16 protein-coding genes, 1 tRNA gene and 1 pseudogene are annotated in these 14,989 nt (G+C 31.6%); 7 read left to right on the top strand and 11 right to left on the bottom strand.

Annotated features, from left to right (window positions below; genetic code table 11):
• Positions 1–71: 71 nt before the first annotated feature.
• Positions 72–299 (top strand): hypothetical protein, encoded by a 228-nt coding sequence (locus ABI657_RS04740; RefSeq protein ID WP_348096093.1) that lies wholly within the window; start codon positions 72–74, stop codon positions 297–299.
• On the opposite strand, the gene ABI657_RS04735 is transcribed toward ABI657_RS04740, so the two are convergent.
• The 3 genes from ABI657_RS04735 to ABI657_RS04725 all read right to left on the bottom strand — a co-directional run bounded on the left by ABI657_RS04735 (position 300) and on the right by ABI657_RS04725 (position 3,056).
• Positions 300–373, bottom strand: a tRNA-Arg gene (locus tag ABI657_RS04735). It abuts the gene before it with no gap.
• A gap of 167 nt (positions 374–540) precedes the next feature.
• Positions 541–1,137, bottom strand: coding sequence for a 3'-5' exonuclease (locus ABI657_RS04730; RefSeq protein ID WP_348096092.1), 597 nt, complete (start codon positions 1,135–1,137; stop codon positions 541–543).
• 2 nt (positions 1,138–1,139) lie between these two features.
• The gene (locus tag ABI657_RS04725; RefSeq protein WP_348096091.1) at positions 1,140–3,056 is read right to left on the bottom strand and encodes a DUF294 nucleotidyltransferase-like domain-containing protein; all 1,917 of its coding nucleotides are present in this window, start codon (positions 3,054–3,056) and stop codon (positions 1,140–1,142) included.
• A gap of 186 nt (positions 3,057–3,242) precedes the next feature.
• On the opposite strand from ABI657_RS04725, the gene ABI657_RS04720 reads away from it, so the two are divergent.
• Positions 3,243–3,749: a DUF2911 domain-containing protein gene (locus ABI657_RS04720; RefSeq protein ID WP_348096090.1), complete on the top strand. Its 507-nt coding sequence runs from the start codon at positions 3,243–3,245 to the stop codon at positions 3,747–3,749.
• Positions 3,750–3,911: 162 nt separating this feature from the next.
• Here the strand turns inward: ABI657_RS04720 and ABI657_RS04715 are convergent, their stop codons facing one another.
• On the bottom strand, positions 3,912–4,328 hold the full coding sequence (locus tag ABI657_RS04715; protein WP_348096089.1) for a hypothetical protein: 417 nt from the start codon (positions 4,326–4,328) through the stop codon (positions 3,912–3,914).
• Between the two features lie 133 nt (positions 4,329–4,461).
• Between ABI657_RS04715 and ABI657_RS04710 the strand changes: the two genes are divergently transcribed.
• Positions 4,462–5,691: a multidrug effflux MFS transporter gene (locus ABI657_RS04710; protein WP_348096088.1), complete on the top strand. Its 1,230-nt coding sequence runs from the start codon at positions 4,462–4,464 to the stop codon at positions 5,689–5,691.
• Positions 5,692–5,746: 55 nt separating this feature from the next.
• Here the strand turns inward: ABI657_RS04710 and ABI657_RS04705 are convergent, their stop codons facing one another.
• From ABI657_RS04705 to ABI657_RS04680, 6 genes and pseudogenes are all read right to left on the bottom strand, one after another.
• Positions 5,747–7,006, bottom strand: coding sequence for an NAD(P)/FAD-dependent oxidoreductase (locus ABI657_RS04705; protein WP_348096087.1), 1,260 nt, complete (start codon positions 7,004–7,006; stop codon positions 5,747–5,749).
• A gap of 116 nt (positions 7,007–7,122) precedes the next feature.
• Positions 7,123–7,329: pseudogene (locus ABI657_RS04700) on the bottom strand (GNAT family N-acetyltransferase); the annotation flags it as partial.
• A 12-nt stretch (positions 7,330–7,341) separates the two neighbouring features.
• Positions 7,342–7,647, bottom strand: coding sequence for a hypothetical protein (locus tag ABI657_RS04695; RefSeq protein WP_348096086.1), 306 nt, complete (start codon positions 7,645–7,647; stop codon positions 7,342–7,344).
• Between the two features lie 63 nt (positions 7,648–7,710).
• Positions 7,711–9,045 carry a DEAD/DEAH box helicase gene (locus ABI657_RS04690; protein WP_348096085.1) on the bottom strand — a complete coding sequence of 445 codons (1,335 nt, stop codon included), beginning with the start codon at positions 9,043–9,045 and terminating at the stop codon, positions 7,711–7,713.
• Positions 9,046–9,226: 181 nt separating this feature from the next.
• Complete coding sequence (locus tag ABI657_RS04685) at positions 9,227–10,765, bottom strand: DEAD/DEAH box helicase (RefSeq protein ID WP_348096084.1); 1,539 nt, start codon at positions 10,763–10,765, stop codon at positions 9,227–9,229.
• Positions 10,766–10,872: 107 nt separating this feature from the next.
• Positions 10,873–11,406: a DUF6155 family protein gene (locus tag ABI657_RS04680; protein ID WP_348096083.1), complete on the bottom strand. Its 534-nt coding sequence runs from the start codon at positions 11,404–11,406 to the stop codon at positions 10,873–10,875.
• 104 nt (positions 11,407–11,510) lie between these two features.
• On the opposite strand from ABI657_RS04680, the gene ABI657_RS04675 reads away from it, so the two are divergent.
• Complete coding sequence (locus ABI657_RS04675; protein WP_348096082.1) at positions 11,511–11,798, top strand: DUF3817 domain-containing protein; 288 nt, start codon at positions 11,511–11,513, stop codon at positions 11,796–11,798.
• Positions 11,791–13,047, top strand: a complete 1,257-nt coding sequence (locus ABI657_RS04670; RefSeq protein WP_348096081.1) for a mechanosensitive ion channel domain-containing protein — start codon at positions 11,791–11,793, stop codon at positions 13,045–13,047. The genes ABI657_RS04675 and ABI657_RS04670 overlap by 8 nt, the downstream gene beginning before the upstream one ends.
• 385 nt (positions 13,048–13,432) lie before the next feature.
• Here the strand turns inward: ABI657_RS04670 and ABI657_RS04665 are convergent, their stop codons facing one another.
• Positions 13,433–13,816 (bottom strand): hotdog domain-containing protein, encoded by a 384-nt coding sequence (locus tag ABI657_RS04665; protein WP_348096080.1) that lies wholly within the window; start codon positions 13,814–13,816, stop codon positions 13,433–13,435.
• Between the two features lie 259 nt (positions 13,817–14,075).
• On the opposite strand from ABI657_RS04665, the gene ABI657_RS04660 reads away from it, so the two are divergent.
• On the top strand, positions 14,076–14,477 hold the full coding sequence (locus ABI657_RS04660) for a glyoxalase (RefSeq protein ID WP_348096079.1): 402 nt from the start codon (positions 14,076–14,078) through the stop codon (positions 14,475–14,477).
• Positions 14,478–14,494: 17 nt separating this feature from the next.
• Complete coding sequence (locus ABI657_RS04655; RefSeq protein ID WP_348096078.1) at positions 14,495–14,971, top strand: hypothetical protein; 477 nt, start codon at positions 14,495–14,497, stop codon at positions 14,969–14,971.
• Positions 14,972–14,989: the final 18 nt, after the last annotated feature.

The raw sequence follows: 14,989 nt of genomic DNA, 5'->3' as shown, positions 1-14,989 counted from the left end.
CATATACAACAAATTTAAAAAATTAAAAGTGTTGCATTAAGTTATTGAATTTACGCTTAACGACGACTGGATTGGAAAACCTTTTAAAGCTAGGTGAAACCTTTGATGGCGGTACTTTAGCTGATTCCAGAGAGATAATTGGTTTAATTTTCCCTGAAAATTTTATATTTTCAGAAAACAAAATCCGCACCGCCCGAGTGAACGAAATCATCAACTGTATTTATCTGGTAAACAATAGGTTACGGGCAAAAAAAAAAAAAACGGGACAAAAGATGATATTTTTCTTTTGTCCCGAGTAGTGACCTCGACTGGATTCAAACCAGTAACCTTCTGAGCCGTAATCAGATGCGCTATTCAGTTGCGCCACGAGGCCTTAATGCGGGTGCAAATATAGGCATAAATGTAACATCTGCAAAATAAAAATACTATAATAATGAAATAAAAACTGCTTTGGAAATTATCTATATGATTGTCAGAGCATTTCAAAATAAAAATATTTTATGCATTCATCAAATATTCTACAACCATCTAAATTTATACTTAGATAATTCCTAATTTAGATTTTAATTTCAAAAACAACAAACCAATTCTATAGGCATCTTGTGAAGAGGAATGTCGGTCACTCTTGGGAATTTTATATATTTCACATAAATCATTCAATGAAAATTCCTTGTCATTTATATCATTTAATTTTCGGTACATTACATCAATGTCCAAAGCCTCGTTTTTTAATCTTCCGCAATTTAATCTTTCAAGGCCTTCATTTATCATTTCAATATCAAAATTAATGTGATGGCCAACTAAAACCGCATTTCCGATGTAATCTATTAAAGACTGAATTGCGTCAGCTTCTTCCAGCTTTTTCATTTTGCTTTCTATAATAAATTCATTTGAAATACCATTTTCCTGATAATATTTTAATTGCAGTAAAACAGCTTCAAAACTATCCTGAATTATAATGCTATTGTCTACCACAGCAAATGAACCTATTGATAAAATCACATCTTTTTCAGGGTTCAATCCAGATGTTTCTGTTGATATCACTACAAATCTATTTGGCTTTGTTTCAAATTTATTGACGTAATTTTTCCAGAAATCCGGATATTCTTTATTAATATTTTTAATCCAATCTAGCATATTTATGAAAATTGTGTAAGTTGAAATTTGCTCTTTATCAATTCCTCAAGATCCCGCATCGGTGCTAATGCGTTTTTTAATTTTTCCTTGTCAGTTTTGGATAATTCCTTTAAGTTGATGTATTGTCCGGAATCATCATTTTTTAATCCCTCAATAGTTCTAAATTTAGATAAAGTAAGAAAAGCTTCGGCACAGCTCAAATATATTTCGGCATTCTTTGAATCAGAGATCGCCAATTGCTTAAATCTTAAATATGTATTTTGAATTCCTTTTATATTTAGGCTCAATATCAATAATCGCGCACCATCTATTAATGGCATTAATGCTTTTGTTTTAATATCAAATTTTGATTTATACAATCCCTCTTCCTCAACATTAAATTTCTTAAAAAAACTAAGTGGCGAATTCTTCTTTAAAGCATCATTTCCTAAAAAATCAAAAAATAACGGATTATTAATAGCATTTTTAAATATTACATTTTCTATGGCTTCCTCAATTTTAGGCTCCCCAAATACAATTTCATAATCAAAAAATATACTACTTAGATCATTACTGTTTTCACCTGGAGTATTCATCCAGCTGTTGTATTGTTTTGTCCAGTCAGTCAATGATTTACACCATAACATATTACTAGCCATATGACCATTTGGACAGAAATCATATCCTATTTTTTCTAATAATGATGTTGTTCTTTTGGCTAGTCTTAAAAAATAGTCTTTTACATCCCTGTATTTTTCGGCAGAGACATCCTCGAAAATTAAGATACTGTCCTGATCAGTAAGTAAAAGTTGTTCTTTTCTTCCCTGACTACCAATGCTTAACCATGCAAATCTGGCAGGAGGGGAGCCTAAATCAAGTATAGAAAGTTCTACACAACGTTTTATCAGAGCCAGATTTATTTCGTTGGCAATATTGCTGATATGCGAAATAGGAATGTTTTTTTGAATGGAGTTCTGAATCAAATCTGACAGGCGTTCCCGGATATTCTTTAAATCTTTCGGAAGCTGTGATCGCTTTATCTCCTTGATTAAAACACCAGGATTACTCGCTTGTGCAACAATTAAATCATGTTCAGAAATAATTCCTTTTACAACTGATTTATTTGTTCCGTCCTTGGTCACACATAAGTGTGTAACATTATTTTTAAGCATTAACAACTGGGCTTCAGCCAATGATACATTCTCAATAACTGTAACCACCGGGGAAGACATGATTTTATCAATAGTTTCTGTGATTGGATATCGTCCTGTTGCAATTTTTGAAGATAAGTCTGCATCTGTTAAAATTCCGATAGGATTATTATTTTCACAAACTACAATATTATCTACCATAGAATTGGTCATCAAGATAGCTACATCTTTAACAATTTGGTCTGCTGTAGTTGTTAATGGTGAAGTATTATAGTTAAGAGATTGGATATATTGCATCTCTGATTGAGGATCAACATAATAGGAGGTGTCCGAAATCAATTTATTACCAGAGCTTACACTGTCTTTAGTATGTCTTGAATTGGTGGCAAAACTTTCTAACAGAAAATTTAAAACATCAGAATTATTTGCAACAAATGGCCTGAAAACAGCTATCGGAATAGCATAAATAATGCTTTCTTCACGAGCTTTTGCAGTCATCATATAGTTGTTTTTGGCAAAAAATGGGCGTAAACCAAAAATATCTCCTTCATGACATTTGTTAATGATTGTTTCCTCAGCATCAGCAACTGTCGTAAGATTGATTATACCAGATGCCACAACATAAAAGCTATCATGGAGTGTGTCATTATTCTGAAATAATATGTCATGTTTTTCTAAATTCAAAACACGAATATTTGTAGCGATATGAGATAGCTCCTGAAAGGTTAAATTGTTAAATGGAGGGTAATCTTTTAAAAAGTCTGCAATATGCTCAGCTATTGTATTCATAATGGTTTTGATAATTTTCTTAAAGTATCGAATGTAAAAATAATAAAATTATAAATCATAAACATCCTTATCAGATACTATATTATTAAAATTCTAAGGTCTTAATTTTTTCTTAAAATTTGATCAAAAAAGTAATATTAATTTTATATGTTTTAATTTCAATATATTAACTAAATATTTGAAATCATGAAAATTCAAAAGAATTTATTATTGTTGTTTGTTGCTTTCTGCATGATAACAGTAAGTAATGCTCAAGAAAAAAGAGCCAGTCCTGCTGCTGTTGCGAAAGGAAAAATTGATAGTGCCAATATTACCATTAATTACAGCAGCCCATCCGTAAAAGGCAGAAAAATATGGGGAGAGTTAGTGCCTTATGATAAGATATGGCGTGCCGGAGCTAATGAAGCAACAACAATTGAAACGGATAAGGATATTACAATTGAAGGATCAAAATTACCGGCTGGAAAATATTCTTTTTTTGTGATTCCAAAAGAAAATGAAAGTGTTTTGATTTTTAATAAAATTGCAAAACAATCAGGAACTTCCAATTATAATGAAAAAGAAGATCAATTACGTGTGGCAGTAAATCAGAAAATCTCAAATTCAAATGCAGAAAGTCTCCTATATATAATAAATAAAAATTCTATAGTGCTTAGCTGGGAGAAATGGGATATACCTTTTTTAGTAAAATAATTAATCATATTGTATCGAAAACAGCATTATAATAATACTGTTTTTTTATTGGATAGTATTAAACCATTTTTCTATTTTACATAATATAAATTATAGTTCAAAAATAAGTATCTAAAATCAAGGGCTATTTTATAACAAATAGCCCTTGATTAAATTATAAAATTAAAGTTTTTTCAAGTATACAGCCTTGCCATTTAATGATACTTCAATTTCATTTGTTTTTTCTGAAAAAGTTGTTCTTAAAGCATTTCCCTTAAAAACAGAAACATCTCCATAAACTTTTCCTGTCTCAGGAGACTCGTATTCGAAAAGTAATTTTTTATTGTCAGGTTCAATACCAATTTTATAGCTGGAAAATTTAGAATTTCTCAAATCAAATTCCTGCTGTGAATCAATAATTTTCCCATCCGCATAAAAATTATTGATTTGCTTATTTAAAGTAATATCCGGATAAAACTCATTTACTTTCTTTAGCAGTTCATATTGGGATACATTAACATCTTCTAGTTTTGATGTAATTGTCTGAGCAAAAGAAATTGAGGTAATTAAAAGCCCTAATAGTAAAATGTACTTTTTCATAATTTTAATTTTTTAAATTTATAATATTATTTAATGTATAATCAATAACTTTTTTCATAAAAGTTGTTTTTAATATCTAACAAGATACGAAATCTTTATCTTTGCAAAAAATTAAAAGGAGAATTTTACCGAAATGACAACAAAAAAATATATTAAATTAATTCTTATTTTAGGTTCATTAACAGCTTTAGGTCCATTCTCAATTGATATGTATTTGCCAGGGTTTTCAGGTATAGCAAAAGATTTAAATACAAGTGTTGCAAAAGTATCAATGAGTCTATCCAGCTATTTTATTGGAATATCGGCTGGACAATTACTATATGGTCCATTATTGGATCGTTTTGGAAGAAAAACACCATTATTTTTTGGTCTATTGGTTTACATTCTTGCCTCCTTAGGATGTGTTTATGTTGCTGATATTGATTCTTTTATATTTTTACGTTTTATTCAGGCCATTGGAAGCTGTGCAGCAACAGTTGCATCTGTGGCAATGGTGCGTGACTTATTCCCGGTAAAGGATATTCCAAAAGTATTTTCACTATTAATGCTTGTCCTTGGGCTATCACCTATGTTAGCACCAACAATTGGAGGATATGTAACGGAAGATTATGGCTGGCATACTGTGTTTTTAATATTGATGTGTATGGGAATTGCTATTTTGATTGCTTCCCAGTTAGGTTTACCAAATAGTTATAAACCAGATACAACCATTTCGCTCAAGCCAAAACCGATTATTTCAAACTTTTTTAAAGTGCTTAAAGAACCTCAATTTTACACGTATGCCTTTACCGGATCAATAGCATTTTCAGGTTTATTTACTTATGTTGCTGCCTCACCAATAATTTTTATGGACATTTATGAAGTAGATGCAAAAACATACGGATGGATTTTTGCTTTTATGTCCGTTAGTTTTATAGGGTCAAGTCAGTTAAATTCGCTTTTATTAAAGAAATTTTCAAGTGAACAAATGATTTTTGCAGCTTTAATTACCCAATCTGTAATAAGTATTGTTTTCGTTATACTTTCTATAAATGATTTATTAGGATTATACGAAACAATTATAATGTTATTTTTGTTTTTGGGCTGTTTGGGAATTTCAAATCCAAATACCGCCGGACTTACAATGGCGCCTTTTGCTAAAAATGCCGGAAGCGCATCGGCATTAATGGGTGCCATCCAGTTAGGTTTAGGTGCTCTCGCTTCGTTTGCTGTTGGAATCTTTGTGATCGATTCTGTGATACCAATGGTAGTAATCATGGCATCAACAACGATAATAGCTTTTATCGTTTTAAATGTTGGTAAACGTTATATTATACAAAAAGTAGATTTGCCTCCTGATGAGGATTCTATAATTAGCCATTAAAAAAGAGTCAAACATATAAAAAGCCAGAATTTAATTTCTAAATCTGGCTTTTTATTTATGATCTTTTATCAGGTCTGATAATCATTCTGAGAGATTGGTCACTGGCAAAATAAGCTACCATCCAATTATAAAAAGTATTAATTCTGTTTCGGTATGTTATCAAAGATATCAAGTGAACAAACAGCCAGATAATCCAGGCAAAAAATCCTTTGAAATGCCATTTTGGATTAGGCAAATCAACTACAGCTTTATTTTTTCCAATAATTGCCATAGATCCTTTGTCTTTATAAACAAAAGGCTTCAAAGGTTTGTTCTGTAATATAGCTTTAAAGTTTTTCGCAAGGTTGAGTCCCTGTTGAATAGCAACCTGAGCTACTTGTGGATGCCCTTCAGGAAAATTCTTGTCTCCTGCTAAGATGGCTGTGTCACCTATAGCATAAATATTGGAAAGACCATTTACTTTATTGTATTGATCCGTTGCCATACGCCTTCCACGCCCATAACTTTCTTTTGGAATTCCTTCAAAAATTTTAGCTGTAACACCTGCCGCCCATATTAAGTTTTTGGTTTTGATCGTTTCCCCATTTTCAAAGTATACAGTATCATCAACGTAATCCGTAACCCTGCTGTGTAACTTCACTACAACTCCTAATTTTGTCAGTGCTTCTAAAGTATCTTTTTGTGATGCTTCACTCATTGGCGACAGCAAGGCATCTCCTCCATCAACTAAATAAACATTGCTTGCTGAAGTTTCCAGTTCCGGATATTCTTTTAGAAGTATATTTTTTCGCATTTCGGCAAACATACCTGAAACTTCTACTCCTGTTGGGCCTCCACCAGCTACAACAATGGTTAACAACTTACGGCGCTTTCGTATATCCTTGCAAATAGCAGCCTTTTCAAGATTTTTAAGCAGCGTATTACGCATTTCGATGGCATCATTCAAGGTTTTCATCGGAATAGCATTCTTCATCACGTTTTCCATTCCAAAATAACTCGTTTCGGCTCCGGTTGCGAACACCAGATGATCATAGTGCAATTCGCCATTATTTAAAACTATTTTATTTTCCTCAGGAACTACAGCGATTAATTCTCCTAAACGAAATTGCAGATTTTTCTTCCCTGCAAAAAATTTCCTGAACGGATAACTAATACTTGATGGCTCTAAAAAAGCCGTTGCTACCTGATATATTAGGGGAGGAAAAAAATTATAATTGTTTTTGTCTACAAGTGTTACCTGTATTTGAGGATGATTGACAAGTTCTTTTGCTAGGTTTAGTCCTGCAAACCCTCCTCCTATGATGACTATATTCATATCTTTTTATTAAATAGGATTGATTTATGAGTAAACTGATTGTTTAGTATTCTATAAATTTAACATTATAATTCTAAATACAAAACTCCTTTTTAAGTTTTATTTAATGGATTAAATTAATCTGTCAACTTAAGTTTCATCATGATGTCAGTCTGCTTGTTATTTCCTAATTTAAAAATATGTTTATCAAATTCGATGAAACCATTCTTTGTATAAAAATTTATTGCACGAAAATTGTTTTCCCAAACACCCAGCCAAACATAGTCGGATTTTTTTTCCTCCGCTAGTTGGATTGCTTTTTCGTAAAGCAGTTGTCCGGCTTTTTTTCCATGAAATTATTTTGCAACGTAAATACGTTCTATTTCAAGTGACTTTTCGTCTTGTAATTCGGTTTGAGATTGGCCAAAGTTAATTTTCAAATAACCAATTACTTCATTTTCAATAGTGGCAAAATAAAATTCAGAGTATTTATTAGTAAGCTCAGCTGTTAGTTTTTCGTCTGAAAATTGTTTTTGAAGATAATTTTTCATGTTCTCTTCAGAATTTGAATCTGAAAATGTTTCCTGAAAAGTTTGTCTGGCTATTTTTTGTAATTCATGGAGTTCGTCCCGCGTTATTTTTTTAATCTTAATATCTGCCATATACAGTTTTATCATGTAGGATTACTATATAAATTTAAAAAGTAAATTGGCATATATGCACTATTACTTTTTGAATTTTTTAACCGGTTTTTCAGTTATTTCAACTTTATTTTGCAAAACATAATTGGCAAGCAATTTTTCAATCAATTCTTCTTTTGTAAGATGATGAAAAACTGTTTTTACTTTCGTTTTCAAGTCGGTTGAAATATCGTGGTTGGGTTTAGTTTTGAAAATTTGTTTCGCCCACAAAAGTGTGTTGTTTTCTTCTAAGCTTATGGCAGTAGGCTTTTGAAATTGGGTAAATTTAATACCTAATTCTTTTTCGAATTCCGGGATTTCTATTACTTCTTCCTGTTGTAAAACGGTTAACGAAAGTCCCTTTGCTCCTGCCCTTGCTGTTCTTCCGCTTCTGTGAACATAATTTTCATACGTATCCGGCAAATGATAATTGACTACATAGGAAATCTCTTTAACATCGATTCCCCGTGCTGCTAAATCGGTTGCTACTAAAATATTGATATGTCCTTCACGGAATTGCTCCATAATTCGGTCGCGAATTCCCTGGGATAAACTTCCGTGGATTGCCCCTGATGAAAAACGGTTTATAGCGAGATTTTTGGCCAGTTTATTAACTGCAGCTTTGGTTTTACAAAAAATAATACCGCGCTCTCCTTCTTTCGAGTTTAGGAAATGCATTAAAACATCCAGTTTTTCAATTGGATCCACTACAATATATTCGTGCTCGATTCCCTTATTGCCAACAGTTTCCATATTAGCACTAACCTGAACTACATTTTTATTTAGGTAGTTCTGAATCAGTTGTTTGATTATTCCCGGCAAAGTAGCTGAGAATAATAAAGTTCTGTGTTTTTTAGGAAGTTCTGCTACAATTTCGTCCAGACTATCTTTTAGGATAGAAACCATTTCATCAGCTTCATCCAAAACTAAATATTCTGCTTGTTTTAAGTCAATTGCTTTACGCTGAATCAAATCGATTAAACGACCCGGAGTTGCAACTACAATATGAGTTGGCTGTGATAATCTTTCGATTTGTGGTTTTATTGGGATTCCGCCACAAGTTGCCGCTATTGAAATATTTGGAATATGTTTTCCGAAATCTTCTAAATTTCTAAATATCTGTTGTCCTAATTCTCTTGTCGGTACCAAAATTACGGCCTGAACAATTGGAGATTTGGTATTGATTAATTGTAATAAGGGTAATCCGAAAGCGGCTGTTTTTCCCGTTCCGGTTTTAGCCAAACCGACCACATCATGGATTTCAGATAAAAGTAACGGAATTGTTTTTTGCTGAATTTCAGTAGGTTCAACAATATTCAATTCCTTTAAAGCTTTAAGTATCTGTTCTGAAATTCCTAACGATGAAAATTGATTTAACATATTTTGTGTTTATGGATTTAAAATTGAAAAATCGAGGTTTTCCATTTTTTTATTGAAGGTCTGTTGAAAACCAATTGCCTAGCCCTGATGGGAACGGCATCCTTTTGTGCCGGTGTTCGGCATAAAAGATACAGTGTACAGCAGGAAATAGCTCCTCATTATTTGACTTATAATTTTGAAATCAATCCGGTTCGTTCATGATTTTTTCACGGTATTTTTTACCGATCAATAAAATCATTTTTAATTTATAATCATCAACCAGCCATTCGCGATAATTTTTACTGCACTGGCTCAGGCATTTTGCGTAGCGTTTGATACGGCATTCTATATCATCATCAAGTTCTTTTGCCAATGATTTTGCTTCCTGCAAAGTTTCGGTATTATCAACACACATTGCTGCGTGCTGTTCTAATGATTTGTCTAAAACTACCTTAGAACGCAAATTTTGTTTGATAATTAGTTTATGTTCTTCATCTACGTCAAAAGTCACATCGGCAGTTTTACTGAATTTTGCCCGCAATTCAGGAGGCATATTGTATTTAAAATACAACTCTATTTCAGTGTCATCACGAAGATTTTCGAGATAGAATTCCGGCGATTTAAAGATATGCTGCCAGTTTACAGGCTCACTCCATAAACCAAAACGGGCGGCATTATTCCCTAAATCAATAACAATAAATTCATCCTTACCCGGTAATTTACGAGATCCCCGTCCAATCATCTGGTAGTATAAAGTCAATGATTTTGTTGCTCTGTTTAATATAATAGTTTCAACGGTTGGTTCATCAAACCCTGTTGTGAGAATCCCTACAGATGTTAAAATAGCATCCGGCGCTTTTTTGAACCAGGCTAAAATATCCTTACGTTCCTCGGCACTGCTTGTATTATCCAGGTGTCTAATATCAAAACCTGCTTCCCTGAAAGTTTCATAAACGTACAATGAAGTATGAATACCATTATTAAAAATCAAGGTTTTTTTACCAAGGGATTTCTCTGTGTAAGCATGCAGTAATTTTTCCTGCATTACTGTATTGGTATACAGATCATCTGATGATTTAACCGTATAATCGCCATTGATTCCCACTTTTAATGACGTTAAACCTACATCATAGCTATAGGTTGTGGCACGTGCCAAAAATCCTTTGTCGATTAATGAACTAATGGTGTCTCCCACAATAAGTTCATCATAACTCTGGTGCATTGGTAATTTTATATTGGAACTTAAAGGAGTTGCTGTTACCCCTAAAATAAAGGCGTTTTTAAACGAACTTAATAGTTTTCTGAATGAATTGTAGTGTGCCTCATCAATAATAACCAGACCGATATTATCAAGATGCAGTTTTTCATCATTAATACGGTTTTTTAAAGTTTCAACCATGGCCACAAAACACGAATAATCGTTTTGATCAGGCAGTTCTTTTACTTTACTGTTGATGATTTTATTAGATACCCCGAAGCCTTTAAGCATTTTTGAAGTTTGCTTACAAAGTTCTATACGATGCGTTAAGACAACAACTTTTTTATCATTATGCGCTAAATAACGGCGTACAATTTCAGAAAAAATCACTGTTTTTCCGCCTCCTGTAGGCAGTTGATATAATAAGTGATGTTGTGGAGGAGCATTGTCTAAACGTTCAAAAATGGCATCGATGTCGCCTTTTTGATATGCATAAAGTTCTTTTCTCTCTTCTCTTTCTATTTCTAAAGTATTTTGAGACATTGTTATTTTTGGATTTTTGCAAAACTACACCTAAAAAACAGTTAATCATCTTATTTTAACTTAAAATAAATGTTTTTTTTAAATAAGATTTTTTATGACAAACGCATTTATAAGTCAATTTCATCTATAATGGCTTCAAAATCGTCTTTGATTTTCCATTTTTGTTTAAAAGTTTCATCCTTAATCGAAGAAATTCTGGTCATAAATTCGTGTAAAATTCCATTAGATATTATAAATTTTACAGCCTGTTCGTACGAATTGAGCATGCTTTTATAAAAAAGTTCCTGTTTGATAAAATTTGAGGAAGAAAAAGTTTGTGCAACCTCAATATTATATAACATGGCATCGGCAATAATAAAAGGGTCTACTCCTATTAAAATAAAATGCTTAATGTATTTTTGCGCTACAGAACGACGCATTTTTGCTTTTGGACGCCATTTTGCATTTGGTTTTCTGACAGGAAAGTATTCATGTGAAATCTTAGTTTTATACTCCTGTAAAAGTTTATCTTCTTTTGGATTAAAAACAAAATCATAAAAGACTTTTACCGCACTAAATTTTTCATACAGCTCGATAATTTGTTCTTCGAGCTGATCTTTAGACAATTCAGTTAAATATTTTTTTAAATCGCGCTTACTCATTATTAAAGTTTAGGAATACAAAAGTAAATTACTTTTGTGATTCATACTCTATAATCAACGATAATACTTAATTTTGCGCGTTACAAATTTTAAAGAAAAAATTCATGCTCAAGATTTTTAAGGTTACTGCAATTTTAGAGGGAATATCGTATTTAGTATTAATAGCTAATATGCTGATAATAAAGTCAAATAATCCAGAGTTGTATCATACAATTGTTCGTCCTTTTGGAATGGCGCACGGGGTCTTATTTATTGGCTATATCATTTTGGCTGTTTTATTGAAAAAACCTCAAAATTGGGATATTAAAACTTTCGTAATTATTTTGATTGCTTCTCTTATACCTTTTGGGACTTTTTATGTAGAGAAAAAATATTTATCAAATAATGCATAAACTTTTGGATAAAATATTTAATTTTTTATATCCTCTTTTCAGAGATTTGGGAATGAGCCGCAACTTTGCTTCTTATACCAGCCTTATCTTTAATATTGTTATCATGGTTGCTTTGGCTTATGCCATTTATTATGCAGCCAAATTTGTTTTGGTTACCATGACAGCCATTTTTGCACAGCGTACCAAAACAAAGTTTGATGATTATTTAATTCATAATAAAACCACAAAATATACGGCATATCTTATTCCGTTTTTCTTTATTTATAAGGCAGTTCCGATCATTTTGGACAAATATGATTATTGGGAATTGCTTTTTGGAAAAATCGTTGGGATTTATATCGTTTTGATTAGTTTATGGATTATCAGAACCATTTTCAACGCCTTACGCGATTACCTGAAGCAAAAACCTGAATATAGTGACAAGCCTATTGACAGCTTTGTTCAGGTCATTATGATTGTGCTTTGGATTTTTGGGGTTGCCGTGATTATCTCTACATTATTTGGAATAAAAAAAGGAGAATTACTAACTATTTTAGGAACACTATCCGCCATTATTATTCTGATTTTCAGGGATACTATTTTGGGATTTGTTTCGAGTGTTCAGGTCGCTATAAACGACATGGTTCGTATTGGTGACTGGATTACGATGGATAAATTCGGTGCTGACGGAGACGTAATAGAAATAAACCTTACCACTGTAAAAGTTCGGAACTTTGATAACACTATTACAACGATTCCCACATATGCTTTAAGTTCGGACTCTTTTCAGAACTGGCGTGGTATGCAAAAATCTGATGGAAGGCGTATTAAAAGACATATATTGATTAAAAGCAGCAGTATTAGGTTTTTGAGTAATGATGAGCTGAATCAAATGAAAAAAATACAATTTATAACTTCTTACATCGAAACCAGACAGGCTGAAATAGAAAAGTACAATAATCTGCAGGGAATTGATAAAACGCTGGCACTGAATGGCAGAAACATGACTAATTTAGGATTGTTTAGAAAATATATCATGCAATATTTAATCAATTATCCGGGATTAAATAAGGATATGCACATTATGTGTCGTCAGCTGCAATCTTCAGAATATGGTGTTCCGTTAGAAATTTATGCTTTCTCAAGTGATAAACGCTGGGCCAACTACGAATATATTATGGCTGATATTTTTGATCACGTGATGGCTTCTGTGATTTATTTTGACCTGGAATTATTTGAGCTTCCATCAAAAATTGGCCGTTTGGAGTAAACTATTTTTAAGGTGATTTTAATTCTTCAAATACAAATTCAGAATTACTGTAATGTATTGGTGTTCCGGTCATAAAACAATGAAATTCAAACATGTTACGATAAAACCTAAAAGTTTGTTTTCTTTTTTTAGGAAAGCCAAAGAAATTCTTTTCCAGCTGCCTCCATAGCAAATCTGACGTGATATCTGATACTGACCGAAAAAACGTTTTTAATTACTATTTATCGATAAAGTTGTTGTGTCTTTATTGTTAATACAAAGATAAAAAACATACTTAAAATTGCCTTTCTGCTCTTTTGAATTACACCAAGATGAAATTACTGCTATTATAAAAACAGATAAGAAAATTTACTTATGCATTGTATTATTTATATCAAAAACTAATTTATAAACGGTCTTTTACAAATTCAATTCGAGTTTTTCCGTGTGGCTTTGGTTTTCCGTCTTCGCCCAAACTAACCATCGTAGTATGATCGATTGTAATTATAATTTCGCGTGTCATCATATTTCTGGCTGCACATTTAAGAACTAAGGAAGTGTTGCCAAATTTCACTACATCAATTCCAATTTCAACAATATCCCCTTGTCTGGCTGAGCTTTTGAAATTAATTTCCGACATGTATTTAGTAACAACCCTTGAATTTTCTAACTGTACAATCGAATATAACGCCAGCTCTTCATCTATCCAGGCTAATAAATGTCCGCCAAATAAAGTTCCGTTTGGATTTAAATCCTGGGGTTTAACCCATTTTCTGGTATGGAATCTCATGTTTTTATTTTATATACGAGTAAAAATAGTTTTTTACTCCCATACTCTAATTATGTTTTTTTATTAATTCTTACGATTTCAATAATTCGAAAATTTGCTAGTGTATTATTTCAAAAATCATTTTAAAAGTCCAAATTATTAGAATTACAGTCAACGAAATATTTTAATTTATGAACTTATTTTTTGTAGAATTTGTCAGTAACTAAATCTAAGTAAAGCTTTTTTATAAAATATATTTTTATAATTTTAAAGAAAAACCATGGCAGACAGAGACACTTTTTTAAAAGAATTCAGAGGCGAAACTTTAGGAACTGTAAGTGCTCAGTCTTCTCCTGATGAGTTATTTCAAAATCAGACTATCAGACCGATTTTAAAACTTCAGAATGATTTGTTTATCGCTGTTTTTATTAATTATGTCAATAAAAATAAAGCTGACTTTTATTCCTATTCAGTTGAAAAGAAAATTCAAACCATTGAAAACTCGATTCAGAAGGATATTAAATTCAGAAATTCCCTAAAAGGAATAATTATAGCTCTTTTTACTATTCACGAATACGATACTTATATTCAGAATTCTTCGAGTCTGAATAAGAGAATGATGAATTTATTAGTTGACCGATTGAAAAGTCAGGTGCAGTTGTTTGAAGTGGAATCGGATTAATTTTAGATATAAAAATAATGAAAGTTGAAATAGTAGAAGGTAAAAATCACAGTTTGTATGCTTATAAAGATAATGAATTGTTATTTTATTCGACAATGGATTTTAATTTTTGGAAGAAAACTAAAATAAAAATCTTTAATAAAAATGATATACTAATTTTAGAATTACAAAGAAAAGAATTCTTCATAAACCTGATAAAAAATGATTTTAAGATTCTATTTCAAAATTCTGGATTTATAAAAAACATAATGGAAATTAATTCCGACCTGATACATTATGAAGAAAATAAAAAAATTGTTAAAAACAATATTTATTTTTTATCCTTCGGTTCACAATACTCATATAATTTAAATGGAATCAAAATTGGAAAAGTAAACCAAAAAAAATTCTGGGCTAGTCGAAGGTTTTTTCTTGTAGAAATAAATGATAATGACTTGGAGTATTTAGAATATATTATAATTCATTTTTTAGCCAATAATACTAATGATGAGTAAAATAAGATAGCGCATTAG

It is taken from the genome of Flavobacterium sp. (assembly GCF_039930565.1).
Lineage (GTDB): Bacteria > Bacteroidota > Bacteroidia > Flavobacteriales > Flavobacteriaceae > Flavobacterium.
Note: the sequence above shows the minus strand (reverse complement) of the source record. Positions and strands in the feature narration are given on the sequence as shown.